Source organism: Streptomyces sp. NPDC058691 (genome assembly GCF_042714775.1).
Taxonomy (GTDB): domain Bacteria; phylum Actinomycetota; class Actinomycetes; order Streptomycetales; family Streptomycetaceae; genus Actinacidiphila.
Genome location: NZ_JBHXSO010000039.1, coordinates 23973 through 49761 on the forward strand (window position 1 = coordinate 23973; position 25789 = coordinate 49761).

Annotated in this window: 25 protein-coding genes; 7 read left to right on the top strand and 18 right to left on the bottom strand. The window is 73.0% G+C overall.

Going from position 1 to position 25789, the window contains the following annotated elements:
- Positions 1-44: 44 nt before the first annotated feature.
- Both ACFWVC_RS25570 and ACFWVC_RS25575 read left to right on the top strand, forming a co-directional pair.
- Positions 45-725, top strand: a complete 681-nt coding sequence (locus ACFWVC_RS25570; protein ID WP_384290545.1) for a ThuA domain-containing protein — start codon at positions 45-47, stop codon at positions 723-725.
- 84 nt (positions 726-809) lie between these two features.
- Entirely contained in the window at positions 810-1817 is a 1008-nt protein-coding gene (locus ACFWVC_RS25575; protein ID WP_384290547.1) for an aldo/keto reductase, read from the top strand.
- A 37-nt stretch (positions 1818-1854) separates the two neighbouring features.
- On the opposite strand, the gene ACFWVC_RS25580 is transcribed toward ACFWVC_RS25575, so the two are convergent.
- A complete protein-coding gene (locus ACFWVC_RS25580) occupies positions 1855-2493 on the bottom strand; it encodes a GNAT family N-acetyltransferase (protein ID WP_384290550.1) in 639 nt (212 codons plus the stop codon).
- A 97-nt stretch (positions 2494-2590) separates the two neighbouring features.
- Here ACFWVC_RS25580 and ACFWVC_RS25585 point away from each other — a divergent pair, with 97 nt between their 5' ends.
- Both ACFWVC_RS25585 and ACFWVC_RS25590 read left to right on the top strand, forming a co-directional pair.
- A complete protein-coding gene (locus ACFWVC_RS25585) occupies positions 2591-3088 on the top strand; it encodes a peptidylprolyl isomerase (RefSeq protein ID WP_384290552.1) in 498 nt (165 codons plus the stop codon).
- 297 nt (positions 3089-3385) lie between these two features.
- Complete coding sequence (locus ACFWVC_RS25590) at positions 3386-4651, top strand: D-arabinono-1,4-lactone oxidase (RefSeq protein WP_384290554.1); 1266 nt, start codon at positions 3386-3388, stop codon at positions 4649-4651.
- 55 nt (positions 4652-4706) lie between these two features.
- Here the strand turns inward: ACFWVC_RS25590 and ACFWVC_RS25595 are convergent, their stop codons facing one another.
- The 14 genes from ACFWVC_RS25595 to ACFWVC_RS25660 all read right to left on the bottom strand — a co-directional run bounded on the left by ACFWVC_RS25595 (position 4707) and on the right by ACFWVC_RS25660 (position 17524).
- Positions 4707-6299, bottom strand: a complete 1593-nt coding sequence (locus ACFWVC_RS25595; RefSeq protein ID WP_384290556.1) for a Na+/H+ antiporter — start codon at positions 6297-6299, stop codon at positions 4707-4709.
- Between the two features lie 171 nt (positions 6300-6470).
- On the bottom strand, positions 6471-7043 hold the full coding sequence (locus ACFWVC_RS25600; RefSeq protein ID WP_384290558.1) for a Clp protease N-terminal domain-containing protein: 573 nt from the start codon (positions 7041-7043) through the stop codon (positions 6471-6473).
- Positions 7044-7045: 2 nt separating this feature from the next.
- Positions 7046-7255 (bottom strand): helix-turn-helix domain-containing protein, encoded by a 210-nt coding sequence (locus ACFWVC_RS25605; RefSeq protein ID WP_384290560.1) that lies wholly within the window; start codon positions 7253-7255, stop codon positions 7046-7048.
- A gap of 132 nt (positions 7256-7387) precedes the next feature.
- Positions 7388-7837, bottom strand: a complete 450-nt coding sequence (locus ACFWVC_RS25610; protein ID WP_384290562.1) for a phospholipase — start codon at positions 7835-7837, stop codon at positions 7388-7390.
- A gap of 232 nt (positions 7838-8069) precedes the next feature.
- The gene (locus ACFWVC_RS25615; RefSeq protein WP_384290565.1) at positions 8070-8837 is read right to left on the bottom strand and encodes a cytochrome b/b6 domain-containing protein; all 768 of its coding nucleotides are present in this window, start codon (positions 8835-8837) and stop codon (positions 8070-8072) included.
- Positions 8779-9489 carry a molybdopterin-dependent oxidoreductase gene (locus ACFWVC_RS25620; RefSeq protein WP_384290569.1) on the bottom strand — a complete coding sequence of 237 codons (711 nt, stop codon included), beginning with the start codon at positions 9487-9489 and terminating at the stop codon, positions 8779-8781. The genes ACFWVC_RS25615 and ACFWVC_RS25620 overlap by 59 nt, the downstream gene beginning before the upstream one ends.
- A 74-nt stretch (positions 9490-9563) precedes the next feature.
- A complete protein-coding gene (locus tag ACFWVC_RS25625; RefSeq protein ID WP_384290571.1) occupies positions 9564-10745 on the bottom strand; it encodes a 4-hydroxybenzoate 3-monooxygenase in 1182 nt (393 codons plus the stop codon).
- Between the two features lie 7 nt (positions 10746-10752).
- On the bottom strand, positions 10753-12012 hold the full coding sequence (gene pcaC / locus ACFWVC_RS25630) for a 4-carboxymuconolactone decarboxylase (protein ID WP_384290574.1): 1260 nt from the start codon (positions 12010-12012) through the stop codon (positions 10753-10755).
- 55 nt (positions 12013-12067) lie between these two features.
- Positions 12068-13516, bottom strand: a complete 1449-nt coding sequence (gene pcaB, locus ACFWVC_RS25635) for a 3-carboxy-cis,cis-muconate cycloisomerase (protein ID WP_384290577.1) — start codon at positions 13514-13516, stop codon at positions 12068-12070.
- Entirely contained in the window at positions 13485-14090 is a 606-nt protein-coding gene (gene pcaG, locus ACFWVC_RS25640; RefSeq protein ID WP_384290580.1) for a protocatechuate 3,4-dioxygenase subunit alpha, read from the bottom strand. Before pcaG ends, pcaB begins: the two co-directional genes overlap by 32 nt.
- The gene (gene pcaH / locus ACFWVC_RS25645; RefSeq protein ID WP_384290583.1) at positions 14087-14869 is read right to left on the bottom strand and encodes a protocatechuate 3,4-dioxygenase subunit beta; all 783 of its coding nucleotides are present in this window, start codon (positions 14867-14869) and stop codon (positions 14087-14089) included. The genes pcaG and pcaH overlap by 4 nt, the downstream gene beginning before the upstream one ends.
- An 11-nt stretch (positions 14870-14880) precedes the next feature.
- The gene (locus ACFWVC_RS25650) at positions 14881-16074 is read right to left on the bottom strand and encodes a thiolase family protein (RefSeq protein ID WP_384290586.1); all 1194 of its coding nucleotides are present in this window, start codon (positions 16072-16074) and stop codon (positions 14881-14883) included.
- Positions 16071-16754 carry a CoA transferase subunit B gene (locus ACFWVC_RS25655; RefSeq protein WP_384290588.1) on the bottom strand — a complete coding sequence of 228 codons (684 nt, stop codon included), beginning with the start codon at positions 16752-16754 and terminating at the stop codon, positions 16071-16073. Before ACFWVC_RS25655 ends, ACFWVC_RS25650 begins: the two co-directional genes overlap by 4 nt.
- Positions 16754-17524: a CoA transferase subunit A gene (locus tag ACFWVC_RS25660; RefSeq protein ID WP_384290591.1), complete on the bottom strand. Its 771-nt coding sequence runs from the start codon at positions 17522-17524 to the stop codon at positions 16754-16756. Before ACFWVC_RS25660 ends, ACFWVC_RS25655 begins: the two co-directional genes overlap by 1 nt.
- A 134-nt stretch (positions 17525-17658) precedes the next feature.
- On the opposite strand from ACFWVC_RS25660, the gene ACFWVC_RS25665 reads away from it, so the two are divergent.
- A complete protein-coding gene (locus ACFWVC_RS25665) occupies positions 17659-19314 on the top strand; it encodes an IclR family transcriptional regulator C-terminal domain-containing protein (protein ID WP_384290593.1) in 1656 nt (551 codons plus the stop codon).
- On the opposite strand, the gene ACFWVC_RS25670 is transcribed toward ACFWVC_RS25665, so the two are convergent.
- On the bottom strand, positions 19307-20569 hold the full coding sequence (locus tag ACFWVC_RS25670) for an RNA-guided endonuclease InsQ/TnpB family protein (protein WP_384290596.1): 1263 nt from the start codon (positions 20567-20569) through the stop codon (positions 19307-19309). The genes ACFWVC_RS25665 and ACFWVC_RS25670 overlap by 8 nt on opposite strands.
- 564 nt (positions 20570-21133) lie before the next feature.
- On the opposite strand from ACFWVC_RS25670, the gene ACFWVC_RS25675 reads away from it, so the two are divergent.
- On the top strand, positions 21134-22069 hold the full coding sequence (locus tag ACFWVC_RS25675; RefSeq protein ID WP_384290599.1) for a hypothetical protein: 936 nt from the start codon (positions 21134-21136) through the stop codon (positions 22067-22069).
- Between the two features lie 14 nt (positions 22070-22083).
- On the opposite strand, the gene ACFWVC_RS25680 is transcribed toward ACFWVC_RS25675, so the two are convergent.
- Positions 22084-22686, bottom strand: coding sequence for a nitroreductase family protein (locus ACFWVC_RS25680; RefSeq protein ID WP_384290601.1), 603 nt, complete (start codon positions 22684-22686; stop codon positions 22084-22086).
- A gap of 156 nt (positions 22687-22842) precedes the next feature.
- Positions 22843-24261, bottom strand: coding sequence for a peptidase C39 family protein (locus ACFWVC_RS25685; RefSeq protein ID WP_384290603.1), 1419 nt, complete (start codon positions 24259-24261; stop codon positions 22843-22845).
- A 288-nt stretch (positions 24262-24549) separates the two neighbouring features.
- Here ACFWVC_RS25685 and ACFWVC_RS25690 point away from each other — a divergent pair, with 288 nt between their 5' ends.
- Positions 24550-25722, top strand: a complete 1173-nt coding sequence (locus ACFWVC_RS25690) for an exo-alpha-sialidase (protein WP_384290606.1) — start codon at positions 24550-24552, stop codon at positions 25720-25722.
- Positions 25723-25789: the final 67 nt, after the last annotated feature.

The window sequence follows — 25789 nt, forward strand, 5'->3', positions numbered from 1 at the left end:
AGGCATGACATGGGGCGTTCCAACCCGCCTTCTAGGATGGCGTCATGGAGCCCGCACACGTCGTCGTGTTCAGCAGGACAACCGATTACCGGCACGCATCGATTCCCGACGGCATCGCCGCCTTCCGGGATCTCGGACAGGAGCACGGTTTCACCGTCGAGGCGACCGAGGACCCCGCGGCACTCACCGCGGGCCTGCCCGGCAGCGCGGCCGTGGTCTTCCTGTCGACCAGCGGCGAGGTGCTCGACAGCGCGGCCCGCGCCGCCCTGCGGGCGTACGTCGAGGGAGGCGGCGGCTTCGTGGGCGTGCACGCCGCGGCGTGCACCGAGTACGACTGGCCCTGGTACGGGGAACTGCTCGGGGCGCGCTTCACCCGGCACCCGGAGATACAGCCGGGCGTGCTGCGCGTGGAGGACCACGGCCACCCGGCCACCGCGCACCTCCCTTCGGCCTGGACCCTCACCGACGAGTGGTACGACTTCGGCGCCTCCCCCCGTGGCCGGGTGCGGGTGCTCGCCTCGGCCGACGAGTCCACGTACGAGGGGGGCGGGATGGGGGCGGACCACCCGCTGGTCTGGTGCCGGGAGACCGGGACCGGCCGCAGCTTCTACACCGCGCTCGGCCACACCCCGGAGGCCTACGCCGACCCCGCGTTCCGGCGGCACCTCCTGGGCGGTGTGACCTGGGCCGGGGGCGGCGCATGGGGCGCCCCCGAACCCGGGTGACACGGCAGAACCCCCAGGGGTAGCCTCCCAATCCCGAACATTTTCTTACATCGCCACACCGACACACCGACCGGGAGCCCCCGCGTGCCCTACCTCGCCGCCGAAGACCGCTACGCCTCGATGCAGTACCGCCGCACCGGCCGCAGCGGGGTCCTGCTCCCCGCCGTCTCCCTGGGCCTGTGGCACAACTTCGGCGACACCTCGCCGCTGGAGACCCAGCGCGCCGTGCTGCGCCGTGCCGTCGACCGCGGGGTCGTCCACCTCGACCTCGCCAACAACTACGGGCCGCCCGCCGGTTCGGCCGAGGCCAACTTCGGCACCCTCTTCGCCCAGGACCTGCGCCCGTACCGCGACGAGCTGTTCATCGCCAGCAAGGCCGGCTACGACATGTGGCCCGGCCCGTACGGCGAGTGGGGCAGCCGCAAGTACATGCTGGCCTCGCTCGACCAGTCCCTCGGCCGCATGGGCCTGGACTACGTCGACGTCTTCTACTCCCACCGCTTCGACCCGGACACGCCCCTTGAGGAGACCATGGGCGCCCTGGACACCGCGGTCCGCCAGGGCAAGGCACTGTACGCCGGCATCTCCAACTACCCCGCGGACGCCCACCGCCGGGCCACCGAGATCCTGCGCGGGCTCGGCACCCCGCTGCTCATCCACCAGGCCGCCTACAGCCTGCTCCAGCGCGGCCCCGAGGCGGGCGTCCTGGACGCCGTCGGCGAGACGGAGACCGCCCTCATCGCCTACTCGCCGCTCGCCCAGGGGCAGCTGACCGACCGTTACCTCGACGGCGTCCCCGCCGACTCCCGTATGGCCCTCGGTCACTTCCTCAAGCGCGACGCCCTCACCGACGAGAAGCTCACCCTGCTGCACGCCCTCAACAAGCTCGCGGGCGAACGCGGTCAGACCCTCGCGCAGCTGGCTCTCTCCTGGGTCCTGCGCGACCCTCGCGTGGTCTCCGTCCTCATCGGCGCGAGCAGCGTGGCCCAGCTCGACCAGAACCTCGCCGCCCTCGACGCCGCGCCTCTCACCGAGGCCGAACTCGCCGAGATCGACCGTCTGTCGGCGCTGGCCGGCGTCGAGATCCCGTAGGTCTCGCAGGCGGCTCCGCCTCCGGGGGTCCTCGCCGTCAGGACCTCCGGAGGCGGCCCTCCAGCTCCGCACGGACGCCGGGCCACTCGTCCTGGACGACGGAGTAGTAGGCGCTGTCTCGGACGGTGCCGTCGGTGGCCGGCACGTGGGCGCGGCGGATGCCCTCGAAGCGTCCGCCGATGCGCTCGATCGCGGCGCGCGAGCGGGCGTTGCGGGCATCGGTCTTGAGGGTGACGCGCAGCACGCCCCAGGTCTCGAAGGCGTGCGTGAGCAGCAGGAGCTTGGCCTCGGTGTTGCAGGGGGTGCGCTGGGCGGAGGCGGACAGCCAGGTGCTGCCGATCTCGGCGACCGTGGGCGCCCCGTCCGGGCGCGGAGTCGCGCGCCCCGCGGGCGAGGCCGGGGTGACGGTCCAGTAGTCGAGGTCCAGGAAGCGCGTCGAGCCGACCAGGGTGCCGCGCGCGGTGTCGACCACGGCGAACGGGAGGGCGGCGCCGGTGGCCTGCTCCGCCAGCGCGTCGCTGACGTACCGCCGCATGGCGGGCAGGTCCTCGGGCACCTTGGTGAATCCGTAGGTGTCGCGGGACTCCTGGGCGGCGCGGAGCAACCCGTCCGCGTGGTCCGCGGTGAGCGGCTCCAGGCGGACGTGTCCGCCCTGCAAGGTCACGGTTTCCGGCATGCCCCGGATGCTATGCGCACCGCCGCGCGGCTGGTCAACTGCGTGTCCCGCGCGGGGCGCGGTCGGGAGTGGCGACCGGGGATGTGAAAATGTCGGCATGAGCAACAACGACGTGTACTTCGACATCACGATCGACGGCGAGCCCGCCGGACGGATCGTCTTCACCCTCTTCGACGACGTGGTGCCCAAGACCGCGCGGAACTTCCGCGAGCTCGCCACCGGCGAGAACGGCTTCGGCTACGAGGGCTCGCACTTCCACCGCGTCATCCCTGACTTCATGCTCCAGGGCGGTGACTTCACCGCCGGCAACGGCACCGGTGGCAAGAGCATCTACGGCGCGAAGTTCGCCGACGAGAACTTCCAGCTCAAGCACACCAAGCCGGGTCAGCTGTCGATGGCCAACGCGGGCCCGAACACCAACGGCTCGCAGTTCTTCATCACGACCATCGTCACCGACTGGCTGGACAACAAGCACGTCGTCTTCGGCGAGGTCGTCGAGGGCATGGACATCGTCAAGAAGATCGAGTCGCTCGGCTCGCGCAGCGGCACCCCCAGCGCCCGCGTCGAGATCGCGAAGTCCGGCACGGTCGCCTGACCCACGTCCCGCCGCCCGGCACCCCGGCCGCCCCGCGCGGCCTCCGGTGCCGGGCGCCCGACGGCGCCGCCGTTCCGGTACGGCTTCCGCTCCCCCTTCCTCAGCTTCGTCGGCCTTCCGCGCCCTTTCGCGCGTCTCCCCCGCTCCCGGAGAACGCAGGGGGGCGGCGTACGATTCGACATCGGTGCTGGTCGCCCTTGGTGCGGCCGTTCGCCCGGCCCCCGACCGGGACGGCGCCGACCAGCCCGGCCGCCTCACGGCACGCCGGGCGCCGTACGAAGGAGAGGAACGACCACGATGTCCGCGGAGAGGAACTGGGGCGGCAACATCGCCTTCCACGCGCGGCGGCTCCACACCCCGGAGTCCGTCGGCGCGCTGCAGGAGATCGTGGCCCGCTCCGAGCGGATCCGTCCGCTGGGCACCCGGCACTCCTTCAGCACCGTCGCCGACACGGACGGCGACCACGTCTCCACCGCGGCGCTGCCCGCGGTGGTCGACATCGACGCCGGTGCGCGTACCGCGACCGTGAGTTCGGGCCTGCGCTTCGGCGAGATCGCCGGGACGATCGACCGGGCCGGTTTCGCCCTGCACAACCTGGGCTCCCTGCCGCACATCTCCGTGGCGGGCGCGTGCTCCACCGGCACCCACGGCTCGGGGACCACGAACGCGTGCCTGGCCGGAGCGGTCAGCGCGCTGAACATGGTCACCGCCGACGGCGAGCAGGTCGAGGTCCGCCGCGGCGAGCCGGACTTCGAGGGCTCCGTCGTGGCGCTCGGCGCGCTCGGCGTCGTCACGCACCTGACGCTCGACCTGGTCCCCGCCTTCTCCGTGCGCCAGTGGGTCTACGACGACATGCCGCGCGAGGAACTGGGGCGGAGCTTCGCGGAAGTGATGTCCGCCGGCTACAGCGTGTCGGCGTTCACGCGCTGGCAGGACCCCCTGCTGGAACAGGTGTGGCTCAAGGAGCGCGTCGAGGACCCCTCCGCGCCCCCGGCCCCGGCGCCGCGCGAGTGGTACGGCGCCGTCCTGGCCGACGGGCCCCGGCACCCCGTCCCGGGCATGCCCGCCGAGCACTGCACGCCGCAGAACGGCGACGTCGGCGCGTGGTACGAGCGGCTGCCGCACTTCCGCATGGAGTTCACGCCCAGCAGCGGCGAGGAGATCCAGTCGGAGTACTTCGTGGACCGCGCGGACGCCCCGGCGGCGTTCGACGCCCTGTGGGAGGTGCGCGAGCACTTCGCGTCCGCCGTGCAGATCGGCGAGATCCGCAGCATCGCGGCCGACGAGCTGTGGCTGAGCCCCGCCTACGGGCGCGACAGCGTCGCCTTCCACTTCACCTGGATCCCCGACACCGTGGCCGTCCTGCCCGCCCTCAAGGCGATCGAGCAGGCCCTGCGCCCATTCTCCGCCCGCCCGCACTGGGGCAAGCTCTTCACCACCCCGGCCGCCGACCTGCCCGGCCTCTACCCGCGTTACGACGACTTCCGCGCCCTCGCCGCCCGCCAGGACCCCTCGGGCACGTTCCGCAACGACTACCTGCGGGAGTACTTCCCCGGCCACTGACCGCCGCGCTCCCCCGCCGGGGGCTACGGCCGGATCCCCCCTCACGGGGTACGGGTCACGCCTCCCCGGCCGCGGCGGCCTCGGAGATGTCGAGGCGGATCTCCTCGGCGTCCAGCCCGGCCTGGACCCGCCGCAGGACGATGTCGTCGATGCGGCCGCTGTCACGCAGCCGCACGGCGGTGGTCCGCTTGACGCCGACCACCAGACGGCGGAGCTCGCGATCCGCGCGCAGCACCGCCCGGGGCGAGGAGTGGCCGACGCTGTCGTCGCACAACGCCTCGCGCTGTGCGAGCAGTTCGCTCCGCAAGGACTCGGCGACGTCGGCCTGGGCGCCGGGCCGGTCCGTGTCCTCGTCCAGGGCGCGCAGGGCCGCGTCGGTCATCTCCCGGCGGGCCAGCAGTTCCTCGTCCGCCACCGAGGTGTCGGGGGCGAGCCGCGCCCAGCGGATCACGCGCGGCAGGGTCTGGCCCTGCACGAGCAGCGTCACGATGATCACGATGACCGTCGCGAAGACCACCGCGTCACGGCCGAGCAACGGGCTGCCGTCCACGGCCGTCATCGGCACGGCCAGGGCCGCCGCCAGCGACACCGCGCCGCGCATGCCGCCCCAGGCGTGCGGCATCCGCTCGCGGGCGCCCATGCGCAAGGTGCGCTGCACGGCCCGCCGGTCGATCAGCCGGATGAGGTAGGGCACGGTGTACGTCCACACCAGGCGGGTCGCCATCACGACCCCGACGGTGGCCAGCGCCCCGAGCAGCGCCTCGACTGGACGCACCGAGGCGATCCCCCGGACGGCACCGGGCACCCGCATGCCCACCAGGACGAAGAGCGCCCCGTTGAGCACGAAGGTCGTCGTCTGCCAGAACGCCTCGGTCTGAATCCGCGTCCCGGCCGGGATCAGCCGCGGGCCCGCCTGGCTGAGGACCAGGCCGCAGGCGACCACGGCAAGGACGCCGGAGAGGTCCAGCGCCTCGGCGGGCAGGTAGGCCGCGAAGGGGGTCAGCAGGCTCAGCCCGGTTTCCACCTGCCGGTCCCGCACCCGCCCGCGCACCACGACGACCAGGGCGGCGACCGCCAGTCCCACCGCCACCCCGCCCAGGTATCCCACGACGAAACGCAGGACGGCACTCCCCCAGCCGAAGGCGTGCGCGCCGGTGGCAAAGCCGACCGCGACAGCGAACAGGGCAAGTGCCGTGCCGTCGTTGACCAGGCTCTCCGCGCGCAGGATGGTCACCGTGCGGCGCGGCAGGCCCTTCGCGACGGCGGAGACCGCCGTCGCGTCCGTGGGGGCCACGACCGCGCCGAGGACGAACGCCATCGCCCACGACAGTCCCAGAGCGTTGCCGACGGAGGCGACCGCGGCGGCCGTGGCCAGCACCAGGCCGGTCGACAGCAGGAAGATCGTCCGGATGTTGGCCCGGATCTCCCGCAGCGACGTCGACAGCGACTCCCAGTACAGCAGCGCCGGGAGGAACAACAGCAGCACGACGTCCGGGGGAAGTTCCACCGAGCCGAAGGCCGGGACGAACCCGATGGCGCAGCCTCCCGCGACGAGGAGCAGCGGCTCGTTCAGCCGCAGTCGCCGCGCCACCCAGGTCAGCGTCAGTACCGTCGTGAGGATCACGACGACGATCTCCAGGCCCCTCACCGAGGCACCTCCGCCCTGTGGTCCGGAGCACCGTCATACCCTGCCGGTGCTCCGGACGGCGGCATCGGCTCGCCTCACGCGGCTCACCCCATGCGGCTGCCGCCGCGCGCTGTCGCGCACGGGCCCGCGCGGACCGGGCGTCCTCGGCGCGATGCCCCCGCCGGCGGGCCGTCAGCTCGCCCGGGCCCGGCCCCCGTCGCCCTCCCCGAGCACCCGCTCGATGTCGGCCCACGAGGCACCGAACTCGGCGAGCACGTCGGCCACCACACCCGGGCCGGTGGCGAGCGCCAGCAGCAGGTGCTCATCGCCGATGTGCCGGTCCCCCCGGGCCACAGCCGCGCGCAGCGAGCGCTCCAGCACGGTCTTCGCCCCGCGGGTGAGGGGCGGGCGCCCGGCCGGCCGCCACCGCCGGGTCCTGCGTCCGGCGGCCAGTGCCCCGGTCCCGTGGGCGTCCTCCACGCGGGCGACGATCTCGGCGACGTCGATGCCGAACCCGGCCAGCGCCTCGGCGTCCGCCCGTGAGACTCCGCCGCGGCGCCGGGCCTCCGCGAGCGCCTCCTCCAGGGCCGCACGGCGCCGGTCCACGCCCAGCGCGGCCAGGACGCCGGAGGCCCGGGTACCTTCCGCGTCGAGCAGCGAGAAGAGCAGGTGCTCCTCGGCGACCACCTCCGCCCGCGCCTTCCCGGCATGCCCGAGCGCGCCCTCCACCACGTCGCGCGCGCTCTTGGTGAACCTCTCGAACATGGTCAATTCCTCCCGTACTTCTTGTGCACGGCCTGCCTGCTGACGCCCAGTTCGTGGGCGATCTCCTGCCAGGACCACCCCTTGGCCCGCGCGCTCCTGACTTGCACGGTCTCGAGCTGCTCCAGGAGCCGCCGCAGCGCGGCGACGGCCCGCAGCCCGATCCGCGGATCACGGTCTCCCGCACGTTCGGCGAGATCGGTTGCCTCGGTCATGTCTGTCAATTTACGTTGACAGACGCCGCACGTCAACCAGAGTTGACAGCGGCGCCGGGGAGAACGGGCGCGCCCGGCCCTCCGTGACGGAGGACCGGGCGCGGGGCGGGGCCGGGAACGGCGGGATGCCGGTCAGCCGAAGGCCTTGACCGCCTGGTAGTAGGTCCACGCGGTGCCGTTGCACGCGGTCGCGGTGGCGCCGCTGTAGCCGGCGCAGATCCGCTTCAGGTCCTCGTAGAAGGCACTGTCCAGCCGGCTCTTGTTGGCCGAGAAGGTGCCGGCCGCCTTGTAGTTGCGGTAGCCGAAGTCGTGCCGGGCGCAGGAGTTCGAGAAGGGGAACCCGAAGGGGTTGTCCGGGGAGGTGCTGCAGTAGTCCGTGGACCAGTCGAAGGCGTAGGCCGACCAGGCGCCCTGGTTCTGGCGCGCGGCCTGCCAGGCGTTGTAGCTGGAGGCACTGGTCTGGGTCCAGCTCGACAGCACTTGGGCCTTGTCGGCGGGGACGGCGTTGGCGGGCGTGGTCAGAACGACGGTGGCGACAACGGCGGCCACGGTGGCGGCGAAGCCGGTGGTGATTCGGCGCATGGGGTCTCCAGGGACGGGCGCGCGGCGGCGCGCGGGTACGGGGGTGGCACCGGATGCGGAATCTCACGGGTGGTACGGAAGTGCCGGATCAGAATCGCGCCGGAAGGGTCTATGCGAGTAGACATGGGACGGCAAAATTTGCATGAACATGCCTGAGCGCCGCCGACGTCAGTCGTCGACGGCGCATCACGAACGGTTCAGGAGAGGAGGGAACGGCCCCCGGCCGGCCGGATCAGGAGCCCTGGCCGCGCGGCGGGCCGCCGGAACCCGAGGACGGGGCGGAGGCGGACGCGGCCTGCCCGGCGTCCGGGGTGGCTCCGACCTCCGCGGCGTCCGCGGCGTCCGCGGCTTCCTTCGCGTGGTCCCAGTGCGGATGGTTCAGCCGCGCCCAGGCCGGCGTGACGAACCCCGTGCGCATCCCCCGCCGCGCCTCGGGGTCGTGGGATGCCATCCACCAGTGGCCCGCCACCGCGAACGCGACGGCCAGCGCCAGCCAGTCGTGGACGAAGGTCGCACCCGTACGCCACACCACCGCCGTCAGGTGCGGGAACATCATCAGCAGCCCGGTGCCCAGCATCACGAGGACGGCCCCGGCCGCGAAGGCCGCGTAGAGCTTCTGCCCCGCGTTGAACTTGCCCGCCGGGCGCGCCTGGTAGAGCCGGCGGCGCAAGGCGGCGCGCAGCCAGCTCCCGTCGTACGACGTGAAGCGGTTGAGCCGGCGCAGGTCGTGCCGGAACGCCCTGGAGGCGAGGCCGGCGAGCGCCGGCAGCGGCAGCGCGATGCCGGACCACTCGTGGACGGTGACGACCAGGCGCCTGCGGCCCACGATCTCGGCGAGCGGGGGAAGGTACAGGCAGGCCGCGGTGAAGAGGCAGATCATCATCAGCGTCGCCGTGCTGCGGTGCACCCAGCGTTCGGCCCGGGTGAAACGGCGTACGAATTCAGGCAGTCGGGGCATCGTTGCGTCCGTTCGAGCGGCCGACCCAGGCATCGACGTCATAGCCGTAGTGCTCCCAGTAGCCGGGCTGCACCGTCTTGGTGACCTCGATGCCCGAGAGCCACTTCGCGGACTTGTAGAAGTACATCGGCGCCACGTACAGCCGCACCGGACCGCCGTGCGCGGTGGTCACCGGCTTGCCCTGCATCTTCAGGGCGACCAGCACGTCGTCCCTGCGGGCCTGTTCGAGGGTCAGGCTCTCGGTGTAGGCACCGTCGAAGCACGTGAAGCGGATCGCGCCGGCCCCGTCCCGCACGCCCGCGAGGTCCAGCAGATGGGACAGCCGCACCCCTTCGAAGGCCGTGTCGTCCACCCGCCACCCGGTGACGCACTGCACATCGCGCACCATGTGCGTCTGCGGCATGGCCAGCAGGTCGGCGAGGGTGTAGCCGGCCTGGCGGTCGACGAGTCCGGAGACGGTGAGCCGGTAGTTTGTGGCGTCGCGGTGCGGGACCGAGCCCGTGATGTTGTAGAAGCGGAATCCTCCGCCGCCCGGCAGCAGACCCGACAGGCCGGTGGGGTCCTTGCTCGTCACCTGCGACAGCGCCGAGTCCAGGCCGTCCTGCGCCCGGCTGCCCACCGCCACGCCGAGCGCGCCCAGCCCGAGCATGCCGAGCACCACGCGCCGGCCGACCGGTGTGCCTTTGCCTTCCATGTCCCTCACCGTAATCCCCTGGACGCCGCTTTCAGAGTGCCTGGTCGCCCCGTAAGCAAGGCGTAATAGGTCGGTCAGCCGATCTCCAGGCCCGCGTAGTTCTCCGCCAGCTCGGCCGCCGCGTGCGGGGAGGCCGCGATGCGGTCGAGCTGGCTGATCTGGAGCCGGGTGTCGAAGTCGCTGTGCGCGGGGTCGATGTGCAGGGCCGTGGTCATGAACCAGGAGAAGTGCTCGGCCCGCCAGACCCGGCGCAGGCAGGTGTCGGAGTAGGCGTCCAGCAGCTCTTGCGACCCGGTCTCCCGCAGGTGCGCGAACGCCCTGGCCAGGACGACCACATCGGCGGCGGCCAGGTTGAGTCCCTTGGCGCCGGTGGGCGGCACGATGTGCGCGGCGTCCCCCGCGAGCAGCACCCGGCCCCAGCGCATCGGCTCGGTGACGAAGCTGCGCATCGGCAGCACCGCCTTCGAGGTGATCGGCCCACGGTCCAGCTTCCAGTCGCCGTCGATCGCGAACCGGGCGTCCAATTCGTCCCAGATCCGCTCGTCGGACCAGTCGTCGGTGTCGGTGCCGTTGGGCACCTGCAGATAGAGCCGGCTGACCTGGGGCGAACGCATGCTGTGCAGGGCGAAGCCGCGCGGCGAGTGCGCGTAGATCAACTCGTCGCAGGACGGCGGGACGTCGGCGAGGATGCCGAACCACGAGTACGGGTAGACCCGCTCGTACGTCCGGCTCGCGCCGTGCGGGAACGCCCGGCGGGCGACGCCGTGGAAGCCGTCGCAGCCTACGACGTAGTCGCAGGTCAGGGTCTTGTCGCGGTCATCGTGGGTGTAGTGGATCACCGGGCGGTCCGTGTCGGCCCCCTCGACCGCACGCACCTGGGCCCCGAACACCAGCGGGGCGCCGTCCGCGGTCTGCAGGGCGATGAGGTCCTTGACGACCTCGGTCTGCGCGTACACCCACACACGGCGGCCGCCGGTGAGCGCGGGGAAGTCCAGGCGGTGGGTGCGCCGGTTCCAGCGCAGTTCGATGCCGTCGTGGACCAGGCCCTCGCGGTCCAGCCGGCCGGCCGCGCCGGAGGAGCGCAGCACGTCGACCGTGGACTGCTCGAGGATGCCGGCCCGTTGGCGGTGCTCGACGTAGGCGCGCTCCCGGCTCTCCAGGACCACGCAGTCGATGCCTGAGCTGTGCAGGAGCCTGGCGAGCAGCAGGCCGGCGGGGCCGCCGCCGACGATGCCGACGGTGGTGTGGGGCTGCATGGGTGGGCTACTCCCCCTCTTCCGGTACTTCGACTGGTTCCTCTGGTTCCTCTGGTTCCTCTGGTTCCTCTGGTTCCTCTGGTTCCTCTGGTTCTTCCGCTTCGAGGATGCGGTTCGCGATGGCGAACGCCGCGTTGGCGGCGGGGACTCCGCAGTAGACGGCCGACTGGAGCAGGACCTCCTGGATCTCCTCCCGGGTCAGGCCGTTGCGCCGGGCGGCCCGGACGTGCATCGCCAGCTCGTCGAGGTGGCCGTGCGCCACGAGCGCGGTGAGCGTGACGCAGCTGCGGGTCCTGAGGTCGAGGCCGGGCCGGGTCCAGATCTCACCCCACGCGTAGCGGGTGATGAAGTCCTGGAACGGCGCGGTGAACGCGGTGGTCCGCGCCACCGCCCGGTCCACGTGGGCGTCACCGAGCACGGCACGGCGGACCGCCGTGCCCGCGGCGTGGCGGGAGCCGTCGTCGGCGGCCGGGCCCGTCGTCAAGTGCCCGAGCAGCGCGGCCAGTACGGGTGCCGGGCGCTCGACGTTGGCCAGGTGCGCGGCGTGCGCGACCTCGGTGAGGCCCGCGCCGGGGATGCCGTCCGCGAGCTCGCGGGCGTCGGCCACCGGTGCCACCGGGTCCTCGCGGCCGGCGACGACGAGCGTGGGCGCGGTGATCGCGGACAGGCCGGCCCGCACGTCGTGGGTGGCCAGCACGTCGCACAGCCGCGCGTACGCCTCCGGGTCGGCGGCCCGCAGATCGTCCACGAGGGCCTCGGCCGCGGGGCCCGGGACGGAGGCGGACGTGAACCAGCGGGCCGCCGTGGTGTCCGCGACCGGTCCGGTGCCCTTCGCCCGGACCAGCGCGGCACGATCCCGCCAGCCCTCCGGAGTCCCGAAGCGGGCCGCGGCACACAGCAGCGCCAGGGAGGTGACCCGCTCGGGGTGGTGGATCGCCAGCCAGGTCCCGACCGCGCCGCCCAGCGAGATGCCCGCGTACGCGAAGCGCTCGACGCCCAGCGCGTCCGCGAGTTCGAGCACCATCCGCCCCAGGTCGGCCGTCGTGGGGTCCGGCGGCAGCAGGCCGGCCGGTGTGCCGCCGTGCCCCGGCAGGTCCCAGCGGATCACCCGGTGGTCGCGGGCGAGCGCGGGCACTTGGGCGTCCCACACCGCCAGCGACGTCCCCAGGCTCGGCCCCAGCAGCAACGCGGGCCGTCCGGCCGCCCCGTCCACCCGGTGGTGCAGCAGCCGTGGCTCCGCGGCTTCCGCCGATGTGCTGCCGCTCATGCGTCCTCCTCTGTGCGTTGTGCGCGCGTACGGGTGAGCTCGGGCGGCCGGAGGGTCACGAAGAGGTGTCCGGCGGGTCGGGGCGGCGCAGGGCCCGGTCCACGATGGCGGCCGCGGAGCCGGTGTAGCGGGTGGGGTCGGTGAGGTCGCGCAGGCGCTCTTTGGGGAGGAGGGCCGCGAGGGCGGGGTCCTCGGCGAGGACGTCGTCGAGGTCGATGCCCTCCTCGACGGCCCGGAGCGAGGCCCGGGAGAGCGCGGCCTTCGCCTCGCCGCGGCCGATCAGGGCGGCGAGCGCCGCGCCCAGTCGCTCGGTGACGACGAGGCCGCCGGTCGCGTCCAGGTTGTCGCGCATACGGTGCGGGTGGACGCGCAGTCCCTCGGCCAATTCCGCGGCACCCCGCGCCGCGCCGCCGACGAGGCGCAGGGCCTCGCGCAGCGGCTGCCATTCGGCGTGCCAGGCGCCGGCCGGCCGTTCGTCCTCGGCGGCCATGGAGGCGTGCAGGACGGAGGCGAGCGCGGGCACTTGGCGGGCCGCGGCGGCGATGAGGGCGGCGCGCACGGGGTTGGCCTTGTGGGGCATGGCCGAGGAGCCCCCGCCGGTGCCCTCGGTGACCTCGCCGATCTCGGTGCGGGTCAGCACCAGGACGTCGGCAGCGATCTTCCCCAGCGCGCCCGCCGTGAAGGCGAGCGCTCCGCCGAGGTCGGCGACGGGGGTGCGCAGGGTGTGCCAGGGCAGCCCGGGTTCCGCGAGCCCGGTCTCGGCGGCGTACGCGGCCGTCAGCCGCTCCCCGAGATCGGGGGCACCCTCCGTCCCGCCCCCGCCCTTGCCCGCCGCCGCGGACCCCTCGGCGAAGGCGTGGAACGCCGCGAGCGTGCCCGCCGCACCGCCCAGTTGGGCGGGCAGCGCGGTGCGGACGGCCGTCAGGCGGTCGTGGGCGTCGAGGACGAGCGCGCGCCATCCGGCCGCCTTGAGCCCGAAGGTGGTGGGAACGGCGTGCTGGGTGAGCGTGCGCCCGGCCATGAGCGTGGCGCGGTGCTCGCGGGCGAGCCGTCCCAGCGCGCCGGCGGTGCGGGCGAGATCGCCGAGCACGGGCGCCAGCGCGCGCGAGGCCACCAGCATGGCGGCGGTGTCGATGATGTCCTGGCTGGTGGCGCCCCGGTGGACGTAGGCAGCGGCGGCCTCGTCCCGCTCCGCCACGGCCGCGGTCAGGTCGGCGACCAGCGGGATGACGGGGTTGCCGCCGGAGCGCGCGCGCAGCGCGAGGTCGCGCGCGTCGTACCTGCCGGTCTCGGCCGCGGCGGCGGTGACCTCGGCCGCCGCCGAAGCCGGCGCGAGACCGAGCGCGGCCTGCGCGCGGGTCAGCGCGGCCTCGGCGTCGAGCATGGCCCGTACGAACGCGGCGTCGCCGGTCGCCTGCTCCACGGGCGTGCCGGCCTGGCCCGGGGAGAGAAGGCCGGTGTCCGCGAAGGGATCAGTCGAAGGCAAGGAAGACCGTCTCCTCATGCACTCCGTCGTACTGCAGGCGGATGTCGAAGCGGTGGACGCCCCCGCCGTCCGGAGTGGCGACCAGCGTGGCACGGCGCCCGGGTTCCAGCGAGCCGAGCAGCGGGTCGCCGGCCGCGTCCTCCAGATAGGCGCGGGTGTGCAGATGGTGCAGCAGGCCGCGGGCGAAGACGATCAGCGAGAGGTACGGGACGCCGCCGGGCGGCAGTGTGCGGAAGGCGTAGTGCCCGTCGGCGTCGGTGGGCACGCGTCCGAAGCCGGTGAAGACCAGCCCGTCGCGGCCGAGGACCGCGCCGTCCACGGGGTCGCGGCGCAGGGTGCCGGGGGCGCCGTGCCGGGAGCCGTCGGGGGCCGGCTGCCAGACCTCGATCAGCGCGTCGGGTACGGGCTGCCCGGCGCCGTCGTACACGTACCCGTGGACGGTGATCGCGCCGGGGTGCCCGGCGGGCGCCAGCTCGCCTCCTTTGGCGAAGGGCAGCGCGTAGCCGTAGAAGGGGCCGACGGTCTGCGAGGGCGTGGGGGCGAGGGGTACGGCGGGTTCGGGGGGTACGGCGGGTTCGGGGGGCGGGGTCATCGGCCCTCCTCGGTCCAGGTGGCGGCGGGTCCGTCCAGGACGATGTCCCAGCGGTAGCCGAGCGACCATTCCGGGGTGGACAGGCCGTGGTCGTAGGCCGCGACCAGGCGTTGCCGTGCGGAGTCGTCGGTGACCGACTGCAGGATCGGGTCGTGGGCGAAGAGCGGGTCGCCGGGGAAGTACATCTGCGTGACCAGGCGCTGGGTGAACGTCGTGCCGAAGAGCGAGAAGTGGATGTGGGCCGGGCGCCAGGCGTTGAGGTGGTTGCGCCAGGGGTACGCCCCCGGCTTGATCGTGACGAACTCGTACGATCCGTCGTCCCCGGTCAGGGTGCGCCCGACACCGGTGAAGCAGGGGTCGAGCGGGGCGGGGTGGTCGTCGCGCTGGTGGGCGTAGCGGCCGGAGGCGTTGGCCTGCCAGATCTCGACGAGCTGACCGCGCACGGGCCGGCCCCGCCGGTCCAGGACGCGCCCGGTGACCCGGATGCGCTCGCCGAGCGGCTCGCCCTGGTGCTGCCGGGTGAGGTCGTGGTCCAGGGCGGTGACGTCGGTGACCCCAAAGACGGGCCCGGACAGTTCGACGGCCTCGGGGTCGCCGCCGGCCGTGCCGGCGGCGACCAGCGGGCGCTTGGGGTGCCGCAGCACACTGCTGCGGTAGGGGGCGTAGCCGCGGCTGGGGTGGTGCTCCGCGGCCGCGCCGTCCGCGAGCCGCTTGGCGTACGCCTCGCGGGCCTCCGCGATCTCGCGGGAGATCTCGTCCTGCGTGAGCGGGGTGGCCATGCGGCGCGCTCCTACCTCTCCAGGACCAGGGCGAGGCCCTGTCCGACGCCGATGCACAGGGCGGCCAGGCCGGTGCCGGAGCCCCGGGCGGCGAGCTGGTGGGCGACGGCACCGGCGACGCGGGCGCCGGACGCGCCGAGGGGGTGGCCGATGGCGATGGCGCCGCCGCGCTGGTTGACGAGCTCGGGGTCCAGTTCGGGCCAGCCGGCCAGACAGCCCAGCACCTGGGCGGCGAAGGCCTCGTTCAGCTCGACGGTGTTGAGGTCGGCGAAGCCCTTGCCGGACTTGGCCAGCGCCTTGCGCACGGCCTCGACGGGGGCGAGGCCGAAGTAGTCGGGCTCGATGCCGGTGACCGCGGAGGCGCGGACGCGGGCGAGCGGCTCGCGGCCGGTGGCCCTCAGTCCCTCCTCGTCGACGATCAGCAGCGCGGCGGCGCCGTCGTTCAGCGGCGAGGAGTTGCCCGCGGTGACCGTGCCGCCGTCCTTGCGGAAGGCGGGCTTGAGGCGGGCGAGCGCCTCCATGGAGGTGTTGTCGCGGATGGTCTCGTCGCGCGCGAGGTCGACGCCGTCGAGCGGCACGACCTCGGCCTCGTACAGGCCGTCCTTCCACGCGCGGGCGGCCTTCTCGTGGCTGGCCACGGCCCAGGCGTCCTGCTGTTCGCGGGTGATGCCGTGCCGGTCGGCGATCAGTTCGGCGCTCTCGCCGAGCGGGATGGTCCACTGCGGGTTCATCCGCGGGTTGACCATGCGCCAGCCGAGGGTGGTGGAGTACATCTCCTGGTGTCCGGCGGGGAAGGCGCGTTCGGGCTTGGGCAGCACCCAGGGGGCGCGGCTCATGGACTCCACGCCGCCGGCTATCGCGACGGAGACGTCGCCCACGGCGACCGCGCGGGCGGCCTGGATGACGGCTTCGAGGCCGGAGCCGCAGAGCCGGTTGACGGTGGTGCCGGGGACGGTGACGGGCAGTCCGGCCAGCAGGACGGCCATGCGCGCAACGTCGCGGTTGTCCTCGCCGGCGGCGTTGGCGTCGCCGAAGAACACGTCGTCGACACGGGCCGGGTCGAGGTCGGGGGTGCGGGCCATGAGCGAGGCGACGACGTGCGCGGCGAGGTCGTCCGGGCGCACGCCCGACAGGGCGCCGCCGTACTTGCCGACGGGGGTGCGGACGGCGTCGACGATGTAGACATCGCGCAGCTGCTGGCTCATGACTGGCCTCCTTGGCCGGTGGCGGCGACGGCGGCGTTGCCGGCGCCTCGGGTGGTGCGGACCGGGGCGGCGGTCTTCTCCAGGATCTCCCCTATGGCGACGCCGGGAGCCGTCTCGACGAGGACGAGTCCGTCGTCGGTGACGTCGAGGACGCCCAGGTCGGTGATGATCCGGTCGACGCAGGCCTTGCCGGTGAGCGGCAGGGAGCACTCCTGAACGATCTTGGGGCTGCCGTCCTTGGCGGTGTGGGTCATCGTGACGATCACGCGCCGGGCACCGTGCACGAGGTCCATGGCGCCGCCGATGCCGGTGACCAGCTTGCCGGGGACGGCCCAGTTGGCCAGGTCCCCGCGGGCCGAGACCTGCATGGCGCCGAGTACGGCGGCGTCGATGTGGCCGCCGCGGATCATGCCGAAGGACAGCGCGGAGTCGAAGAACGCGGCGCCGGGCAGGACGGTGACGGTCTCCTTGCCGGCGTTGATCAGATCGGGGTCGACCTCGTCCTCGTACGGGAAGGGGCCGGTGCCGAGGATGCCGTTCTCCGATTCGAGGATGACCTCGACGCCCTCGGGGAGGTGATTGGGGATCAGTGTCGGCAGGCCGATGCCGAGGTTGACGTACTCGCCGTCGCGCAGTTCCCGGGCCGCGCGGGCGGCCATCTCGTCGCGTGTCCAGGCCATCAGGCCGACACCTCCCTCGCGGTGACCGTGCGGAACTCGATCTTCTTGTCGGCGGCCTGCCCGGGGGTGAGGGCCACCACCCGCTGGACGAAGATGCCCGGCAGGTGGACCTGATCGGGGTCGAGCTCGCCGGGCTCGACCAGCTCCTCGACCTCGGCGACGGTGATCCGGCCGGCCATGGCCGCGAGCGGATTGAAGTTGCGCGAGGACTTGGCGAAGACCAGGTTGCCGTGCCGGTCGCCCTTGGCGGCGCGGACGAGGGCGAAGTCGGTGGTGATGGCGCGCTCCAGGACGTACTCGACGCCGTCGAACTCGCGGACCTCCTTGGGCGGGGAGGCCAGCACCACCGCGCCGTCGCCGTCGTAGCGCCACGGCAGGCCGCCGTCGGCGACCTGGGTGCCGACACCGGCGGGTGTGTAGAAGGCGGGGATGCCGCAGCCGCCGGCGCGCAGGCGCTCGGCGAGGGTGCCCTGCGGGATGAGTTCGAGCTCCAGCTCGCCGGCCAGGTACTGGCGGGCGAATTCCTTGTTGGCCCCGATGTAGCTGCCGGTGACCCGGGCGATGCGCCCGGCGGCGAGCAGGACGGCGAGGCCGGACTCCAGGGCGCCGCAGTTGTTGGAGACCACGGCGAGACCGCCGGTCCCTGCGTCGTGGACGGCCTGGATGAGCGTGTTGGGCACACCGCTCAGCCCGAAACCGCCGACTGCCAGCGACGCCCCGTCATGGACGTCCGCCACGGCCTCGGCGGCCGAGGGGACCACCTTGTCCATCCTGCGCCACCTCTTGTTCGCCTGGTGAACTTAAGTTCACAAACTTTCGTGGCCGAGTCTGATCCTCGGCGCCCGCTCTGTCAACGTTTCGGAGCGGTACGGTTTCGACGACATATCTCCATGCTGGAGCGCCCATGACATCCCCCGCACTCGCGACCGCTCCCCCGCCGCAGGAGGCCGTGGGCCCCCTCATCCGAGGGCTCGCCGTGCTGCGCGGTCTCGCGGCGGCCGACGGACGGCGCTCGGTGGGCGATCTCGTACGGGACACGGGGCTCGCCCGCTCCACCGTGGACCGGGTGGTCAGCACGCTCACCCGCACCGGGTACCTGCGCCTGGAGGGCCGGGACGCGGTCCTCGCGCCCCGGCTGATGGAGCTGGGCAACGCCTATCTGGCCGCCAGCCGGCTGCCCGGGCTGCTGGGACCGCTCGCCGACGCACTGGCGGACGGCCTGGACGAGTCGGTGTCCATAGCGGTGCCCGACGGGGACGGGGTGCGCTTCGTCCACCAGGTCACCCGGCGCCGCGCCATGTCGCTGACCTTCCGGATGGGCGATCTGCTGCCCGCCGAACGAGGCGCCCCCGGCGCGCTGTTCGCCTGCGGATGGGGCGCGGCGGAGTGGGACCGCTGGCGGCGGCGCCGGGCGGCCGACCCCCATGGCGCGGGCTTCCCCGCGCTCCCCGACGGCCATGACGAGGGCGCCGCCTCCTTCGAGGAGCGCGTCCGGGCTGCCCGCGAGCAGGGCTGGTCGGCGGACGACCAGCTCATCGAGCCCGGCCTGATCGCCGTCGCCGTACCGGTACGCGACCCGTCCGGCGCCGCGGTGTGCGCGGTGAGCGTGGTCAGTCACACCAGCAGGCACAGCGCCGATTCGCTGCGGGAGGCGGTGCTGTCCCGGCTGCGCGAGACGGTGGCCGCGATGGAACGGGCGCTCGCCGCCCCCGCCGGCCCGCCGGCCGGCCCCACCCCCACCCCCGCGGCCTGGACGCGGGCCTCCAAGCAGGAACTCGGGCCGGAGTTCGTGGAGTCCCTGGCGCGCGGGCTCGCCGTGCTCACCGCCTTCGGCGAGGGCCGCGCCGAACTCCCGCTGACCGCCGTCGCCGAGGCCACCGGGCTGGCGCGGGCCACCGCGCGCCGCTCCCTGATCACCTTGGAGCACCTGGGCTACATCGCCGCCGATGACCGGCTCTTCCGGCTCACCCCGCACGTGATGGAGCTCGGCTGCGCCCACCTGTCCCGACTGACCCTGTCCCAGATCGCCGGGCCGCACCTGGCCGGTCTCGTGGAGCGCGTGCACGACTCGGCCTCCATGGCCGTGCTGTCGGGCGCGGACATCCAGTACGTGGCCAGGGTCCCCACCGTCCGCATCATGAGCGTCAACATCACCGTGGGCACCCGTTTCCCCGCCTACGCCACCGCCATGGGCCGGGTCCTCCTCGCCGGGCTGCCCGCCGGCGAGCGCGCCGGACTCCTCGCGCGCACCGACCGCGCCGCGCTCACCCGGCACACCGTCACCGAGACGCGGGCCCTCAACGACGCCCTCGACGTCGTCGCCGCCGACGGCCACGCGCTGGTCAGCGAGGAGTTGGAGGAGGGCCTGCGGTCCATCGCGGTCCCCGTCCGCGACGGCACCGGTCGCGTCGTCGCCGCCGTCAACGTCTCGATGCACGCCAGCCGCCGCACCGTCGAGCAGTCCCGCGCCGACCTCCTCCCCGCGCTCCGTGAGACCGCCGCCCACATCGAGGAGGACCTGCGCGTCGTGGGCCGCTACGCCCGCGTCGCCGTCACTTGACATCCTCCCCGCCCTGATGGGCGGGGATTCCTGGCTCACGTGGGCTGGGGACCAGCGGTCCGCCAGCTCTTACACGATCAGCACCAGCCGGGTTGAGACCAGCCCGGACCAGCATCACGCGGGCGGAGTTCTTGTCCCTGGGGGACACGGCTCCGCACGCGGTGCAGGTGTAGGTACGTTCCGAAAGAGGAAGTGCGTGCTTGGTTCTCGCACCGCACGACGCGCAGTCCATGGTGGTATGCGCGGGATGCACCAGGCGGACGTCCCGCCCGTGCTTACGACCCATCTCGATCAGAGCAGCCTTCGTCGCACCGATCGCCGCATCAGCCGCCTTACGGGCCATCGTGGACTTCGCCAGGAACTTCGGCCGGAAATCCTCGACCGCAATCGCATCGTGGTCGGTCACCACCCGCTTGGCCCACTTGCGGGCGGTGTCCTGGCGCCGGCGGGCGATCTTCCTCGACACCTTCGCGGCGGCCCGACGCGCCTTGCGGTATCCGCCGGTGTCCGGCGCGTTCCGCGGCGTGCGCCGTCGGGCCATCATCCTCTGGTACCGGGCCAGTCTCGCCGCGGCACTCCTGCCGTGCTGGGCGTGGGGCAGGTCGTGGACGTCGCTGGTGGTCGTCGCCGTTTCGCGGACGCCCCAGTCGATGCCGATCACCTGGCCCGTGGCGGGCAGCGGCTCAAGGGCAGTGGCCACGACGAAACTGGCGTACCAGTGGCCGCAGCTGTCGCGGTAGACGCGCACCGACGTGGGGTGGTCGGGCAGGTCACGGGACCACACCACCGTCAGCACGATGCCTCCCGCCAGGTGCAGGCGCCCGTCCTTGAGCCTGAAACCCCGGGTGGTGTAGTTCAGCGTCGGGGCGGCCTCGCGTTTGCGCTTGATGCGGGGCATCCCGGCCCGCTGCCGCATCGGCAGCCGGGCCGTGATGTCCTTCAGGGCCTTGGCGCGGGCCTTGCCGAAGTCCCGGACGGTCTGCTGCTGCGGCACCGAGCTGCCCTCCCGCAGCCACGCCATCGACCGCCGGGCCTCGGTCAGCATCCTGTCCAGCTGCGCAGGGCCGCAGGTGGTCTTCTGTCCGGCGGCCTGGTTCAAGGCGTGGACCTTGCGGGACACGGCCACGCACTCATTCCACACCCACCGGCAACGCGCCCACTCCGCCCCCAGGGCGGCACGCGCCGTGGACGACACCCGCAGCCGGAAGGTGTACCGGGCATACCCGGACTCCTCCGCCGTCGCAGTCGTCGTCATGCCCCGGAAGCTAACAGCCCCCACTGACAACGAATGAGACTGCAGGTCAGAACAGATGCGCAGAGAATTCCGCCGCTTCGCGGCTCCGGTCCAAGGACCCATTCCTCCCCGGCCTGAAGGCCCGGGCATCCTGGGAGAAAACCGGTGACGTTCCACTCGGCGGGCAGGTCGCTGCCGCAGAACACGCAGACGAAGTCGCCCTCCCGCACGATGCCGCGCTCCCCGCACCCGGTGCAGCGGCGGGAGACCACCGCGTGCGTGAAGCGGGGCGGAGGCGCGGGCGACCGAGGTCCACGAGACGGTTTTAGGGCAGTAACCGGACGCCATGGGCAAGGGAGCCTGCTGACCTCGACGGCCGTCGACTCCCCTGACGTCTCGCGGAAGGCGATCTCCCCGGCGCTCAGGACCTCGCCGCCACCGGCACATGCCACGCGTTGACTACGGCGCGACGTCGACGACGTAGGTGAAGGGCCCGGCCAGGTCCACCATCGCCGCCGGACCCTACGGCGTCGCGCAGTTGGGTCGGCGGGAACCGCGGCGGCGGGGCGTGCGTGATCACAAGACGTGATCACGAAGAACGCGACAGGGCCGGCGCTCGCGCACCTCACCGCGGTGTGGTTCGTGGGCTGTGCGCTCACCTCGATCGGGTTCGAGGCGGTGCTGCTGGCGCTGTTCAGTGGCGGGGTGCCGGCGGCGCTGGTCGTGGCCGTCTGCTGGGCGCCGCTCGCGGTGGCGCTGCTGGCGGCGCTGGGGAACGCGGCGCGCCGGCTGATCCCGATGACGGGGCGGCGCGGCGGGGTGTGGAGATGGGCTGCGGGCGTGTTCGGGGCGGGCACGGCCGGGGTGCTGATCGCCGTGGCGGTGCGCCTGCATGTCGATGGCCTGCGGAACGGGTTCGTGCTGTGCGTCTCGGGAGGGGTCTGTTACACCCTCGCCGCCGCGTTGTTCCTTCCCGGCGCCCGGACGCGGATCGCCGCCGTCGCGGCGGCCGCTGTGTTCGCGACCGCCGGGGCCTACACCGCCCGGGACGCCGGGCGGCTGCCCACCCTCGACGCGTGGATCGACGCGAACGGTGTGGACCGCGCCCTGCTACTCGTGGGCGACCCGCCGCCGGGCTATACCTTGCGCGTGCTCGGCGCGGGCGAGGACGGCTTCGGTGCCGACTACGAACACCCCGGCACCACAGCCATGCACCTGGGCGTCGAACGCGCCGGCCACGACACCCGGCGCGTGGACGCGCGCGGCTGTCTCGTCCCCTTCGGCGAGACGATCCGCTGCACCGACGACGGTGGGGGCCGCCGGCTCATCACGTACGAAGGCGCCTACGAACGACGCGAGTTGCGGCTGAGCCACGGCGGCCTGGTCTGCACCGTGACCCTGTACGACCACGGCCCGGGCCCCGGGTCCGGCCTCCCGGCGGCCCGCCGCGTCCTGTCGACCCTCCGGCCGGCGACCGACGCCGAACTCGCCCCGCTGGTACGGCTGCCCATGCGCGATTGACGCCCCGCGCCCCGTCACGCCGGGCGCAGGTCGACCGGCTCGCCCCACGCGCCGGAGAAGAAGCTCTCCTCCAGCGGCCGCCGTTCGCGCGGGGCGGTTTCGCGGGCCCGCAGGGAGTCGTCCAGGCGCTCCGGGTCGGCGACGGCGCCGACCGCGATGACGGCGAGCGGACGGAAGCCCTCGGGGATGCCGAAGGCGGCGGCGAGGCGGCCGGGGTCGAAGCCGCTCATCTGGTGCGCGTGGAGGCCCTCCGCGTGGGCCTGGGTGGTGAGTTGGGCGGCGGCCAGCCCGGTGTCGTAGGCGGCCGTGGGGACCGGCGTGCCGTCCGCCTTGAACTCGGCCGCGACGGCGGCGATCAGGACGGACGCGTCGCCGGCCCAGCGCTGGTTGAAGCCGATGAGGGCACCGTGCACCGCCTTGAAGGTGGCGTCGCCGCGCCGTCCGACGAGGAACCGCCAAGGCTGGACGTTGAACGCGGAGGCCGCCCATCGCGCGGCCTCCAGCAGGGAGGCGAGCTGTCCGTCGCCGAGTGTGTGCGCGGGGTCGAAGGACCGGGGGCTCCAGCGCTCGGCGAGCAGCGGGTGCACGGGGACCGAGGTGAGGGCGCGGTGCGGCATGGGTGAGCTCCTGTCCGGAGAGAGCCGGCCGGGGCACCGGAGTGCCCCCACCCGCTCAGCGGGCGGAGCGGGCGCCGGAATTCCCCTTTCCCGGGTTTCCCCGGGCATTTCACACGGCCGCAACAGTGCCGCGCCCAGGCCGCGTCGAGACCGCGCTCAGAGCACCCCGATCCGGTGCAGCACCCGGATCTGGGCCGGGGACGGCCACAGCGGCCAGGAGAGGTAGCAGACACCGCCGGTGCCGCTGCCGACCTGGCCGTCGGCGGCGTGGCGCTTCGTCCTCAGCCAGTTCGTCTCGAACTGCGACCGCCGGTAGACCCGGCGCACCGCCTCGTCGTCCCTGCTCGCCGGGTCGTTGGCGATCACATCACCCTCAGGGGTGAATCCGATGACGCACATCAGATGACCGGAGGTCCCGTAGCCGGCCCCGTCCAATTCGGTGGCCAGGAAGGACTGGGACGTCATCACCGGGATGCCGGCGCGGATCAGCCGTTCCACGTCGTTCAGGCTGTGCAGGCGTGTCACGGTCGCGACGAGGTCGCGGTACGTGGCGATGTAGGCGATGTTGAAGGGCCAGTTGCCGCAGCCCTCGTACTGGTGGTCGTAGGTGAAGCGGGCCGCGTGGTCGACCTGCGGGTCCTCGTAGGAGGGGTCGACCCAGGCGAGGTCGTCCTCGTCCGGTTCGCGGCCCCAGTACTCGATGACCATCTGGGAGGACGTGGGGCTGCACCAGGCCTCGCCGCCGTTGTCGTACTCGGGGTACTGGCCCTTGTGGATCTCCTGGGAGTAGCGCGGCACGGGCAGTTCGATGCCGCGCGCGACGCCTGGCACGGAGACGGGCACGGTGAAGCGGTCGGGGATGTCGGAGGCCATCGCGCCGACCCGCCAGACGGTGGGGGTGGCGTCGGTGCCGGGCCGGCGCAGGAGGGTGAGGCGCAGGCGGTACCAGGCCAGGCGCACGCCGGAAGCGGGGTCGTCGATGGAGACGGTGTCGGTCGAGACGCTGCTCTTGGCGTCGGTCTGGCCGTCCACGGAGGTGCGCCGGATGTCGGCGTCGCCCGCGGCCCACCGGCCCATGACGTACCAGGGGCTCATGCTGCCGTCGGTGTAGGTGGCGCACAGCTCCACCTGGATCCAGGTGCCCGCGGGGGTGCGGGCGTTCCAGGAGGCGACGATCTCGCTCGCGGGACTGCGGGGGGTGTGGACCGGCGAGGTCCACGTGGCCGTCTCCCACCGCTCGGTGATCCCGGTGTGCGGGTCGACGTACTCCAGGACGCCGGAGGGGCTGCCGATGGCGATGCCGGGGCGGGGGCCGGGCATCACGCACGTGCCGCTGCCGTCGCCGCTGTGCCAGTCGGACCAGCGGGTCCATGCGTGGTGGTCCACCGGGGCCTCGTCATGGCTTCCGTACGGGTGCCTGCCGGGCCGGCCGCCGGACGGGCCGGGGTCGCAGGGGCGGCCCTCACCGCCGTCACCGCCGTCACCGCCGGCGGCGAAGGCCCGCGGAGTGGCCGTGACGGTCGCGGCCGCGATGGCGGCGGCGAGCACCGCACGGCGTGGGGCAGATCGTGCCATGGGCGATCCCCCTGTCATGAGCATGGGCGACAGACGGTCTGACATCGTCCCGCGCGCACCTCTCGGCCATCATTTCCCGGCACATTGGAGCATGTTCATCGGCCGACACCACCGAACCCAGCCAAGGGACACGCCGAAAAAGTGTCAAGGATATCGGCACCGTTTCGCGCCCATTACTCATATTGAATTACCGAAAAATCCACAAACGGAGTGTCATCCACGCACCCCGCGTGGCGGATGAGAATCTTGCGCTTCTGGCCACATCGACGCCGCCCCGGAGGAAGCCTGATGACACGCGGTGCCGTCAGAAGCAAGCGCACACTGGCCGGTCTGGTCGTCCTGTTCACCGGGGCGGCGGCATGGCAGGCGCCGGCCGGAGAGGCGGCCGCCGCTGTCGCCGGGCGATGCTCCACGTCCGTGCCCTTCCGCTCCGGCAACAGCGGTTACCACACCTTCCGCATCCCGGCCGTCCTGCGGATCGGCAAGAGCACCGTGCTGGCGTTCGCCGAGGGCCGCCGCAACTCGGCGGACGACGAGGGCGACATCGACACGGTCCTGCGGCGCTCTCTGGACGGCGGCTGCACCTGGCAGCCCATGCGCGTCATCGCCCGGGGCGGCGGCGAGACCTTCGGCAACCCCACCCCGGTGGCGGACCCGAAGACCGGCCGCATCGTGCTGCTGCTCTGCCGCACCGTCGGCCGCCTGACGAAGGCTCAGCTGAGCGGCAGCTCCAAGGCGGTCTACGACGCCCGGCAGGTCTGGGAACTGCACAGCGACTCAGGCGGGGCCAAATGGTCCGCGCCCCGGCAGATCACCCAGAGCGTCAAACCCGACAACTGGCGCTGGTACGCCACCGGGCCCGGCCATGCCATCGCGCTGCGCAACGGCCCCCACGCCGGGCGCCTGCTCGTCCCGGCCAACCACACCGCCGTCGTCAACGGCCAAGTCGTGCACGGAGCCCACTCCCTCTACAGCGACGACCACGGCAGAACCTGGCACATCGGCTTCGTCGAGGAGATCCCGGGCGGATGGATCAATCTCAACGAGACCACCATGGCCGAACTGCCGGACGGCAGGGTCTACATCAACAGCCGCGACGACGGCGGCTTCTCCAACGCATCGCGGGCCAACGCCTACAGCTCCGACGGCGGAGAGAGCGTGGAGGGCACCTTCGAGCCCCAGGAGGCCATCGAGGGACCCGTGGTGCAGGGCAGCGTCCTGCAACTGCCGGGCGGCCCGCTGCTGTACTCCGGACCCTCCGATCCGGGGGCCCGGGCCGCCATGGAGATCCGGGCCAGCGACGACGACGGCACCTACTGGGAACCCTCCTTGCTGATGAGCAGTCACCCGGCCGCGTACTCCGACCTGGTGGACTTGGGGGGTGGCACGGTGGGGCTGCTCTACGAGACGGGAACCAGTTCTCCGTACGAGACCTTGACCTTCGCCCGGTTCACCACGTGACCGGACGGGCGGACGCACACATTCGGGTGGCGTCACACGTCGTCGGCCGGGGTCACCAACGAATTTC

Coding starts and splice junctions, on each gene's coding strand:
- ACFWVC_RS25570 (WP_384290545.1), top strand. CDS start 45: ATGGAGCCCGCACACGTCGTCGTGTTCAGCAGGACAACCGATTACCGG.
- ACFWVC_RS25580 (WP_384290550.1), bottom strand. CDS start 2,493: ATGCCGGAAACCGTGACCTTGCAGGGCGGACACGTCCGCCTGGAGCCG.
- ACFWVC_RS25585 (WP_384290552.1), top strand. CDS start 2,591: ATGAGCAACAACGACGTGTACTTCGACATCACGATCGACGGCGAGCCC.
- ACFWVC_RS25590 (WP_384290554.1), top strand. CDS start 3,386: ATGTCCGCGGAGAGGAACTGGGGCGGCAACATCGCCTTCCACGCGCGG.
- ACFWVC_RS25600 (WP_384290558.1), bottom strand. CDS start 7,043: ATGTTCGAGAGGTTCACCAAGAGCGCGCGCGACGTGGTGGAGGGCGCG.
- ACFWVC_RS25605 (WP_384290560.1), bottom strand. CDS start 7,255: ATGACCGAGGCAACCGATCTCGCCGAACGTGCGGGAGACCGTGATCCG.
- ACFWVC_RS25610 (WP_384290562.1), bottom strand. CDS start 7,837: ATGCGCCGAATCACCACCGGCTTCGCCGCCACCGTGGCCGCCGTTGTC.
- ACFWVC_RS25615 (WP_384290565.1), bottom strand. CDS start 8,837: ATGACGTCGATGCCTGGGTCGGCCGCTCGAACGGACGCAACGATGCCC.
- ACFWVC_RS25620 (WP_384290569.1), bottom strand. CDS start 9,489: ATGGAAGGCAAAGGCACACCGGTCGGCCGGCGCGTGGTGCTCGGCATG.
- ACFWVC_RS25625 (WP_384290571.1), bottom strand. CDS start 10,745: ATGCAGCCCCACACCACCGTCGGCATCGTCGGCGGCGGCCCCGCCGGC.
- pcaC (WP_384290574.1), bottom strand. CDS start 12,012: ATGAGCGGCAGCACATCGGCGGAAGCCGCGGAGCCACGGCTGCTGCAC.
- pcaB (WP_384290577.1), bottom strand. CDS start 13,516: ATGAGGAGACGGTCTTCCTTGCCTTCGACTGATCCCTTCGCGGACACC.
- pcaG (WP_384290580.1), bottom strand. CDS start 14,090: ATGACCCCGCCCCCCGAACCCGCCGTACCCCCCGAACCCGCCGTACCC.
- pcaH (WP_384290583.1), bottom strand. CDS start 14,869: ATGGCCACCCCGCTCACGCAGGACGAGATCTCCCGCGAGATCGCGGAG.
- ACFWVC_RS25650 (WP_384290586.1), bottom strand. CDS start 16,074: ATGAGCCAGCAGCTGCGCGATGTCTACATCGTCGACGCCGTCCGCACC.
- ACFWVC_RS25655 (WP_384290588.1), bottom strand. CDS start 16,754: ATGGCCTGGACACGCGACGAGATGGCCGCCCGCGCGGCCCGGGAACTG.
- ACFWVC_RS25660 (WP_384290591.1), bottom strand. CDS start 17,524: ATGGACAAGGTGGTCCCCTCGGCCGCCGAGGCCGTGGCGGACGTCCAT.
- ACFWVC_RS25665 (WP_384290593.1), top strand. CDS start 17,659: ATGACATCCCCCGCACTCGCGACCGCTCCCCCGCCGCAGGAGGCCGTG.
- ACFWVC_RS25670 (WP_384290596.1), bottom strand. CDS start 20,569: ATGACGACGACTGCGACGGCGGAGGAGTCCGGGTATGCCCGGTACACC.
- ACFWVC_RS25680 (WP_384290601.1), bottom strand. CDS start 22,686: ATGCCGCACCGCGCCCTCACCTCGGTCCCCGTGCACCCGCTGCTCGCC.
- ACFWVC_RS25685 (WP_384290603.1), bottom strand. CDS start 24,261: ATGGCACGATCTGCCCCACGCCGTGCGGTGCTCGCCGCCGCCATCGCG.
- ACFWVC_RS25690 (WP_384290606.1), top strand. CDS start 24,550: ATGACACGCGGTGCCGTCAGAAGCAAGCGCACACTGGCCGGTCTGGTC.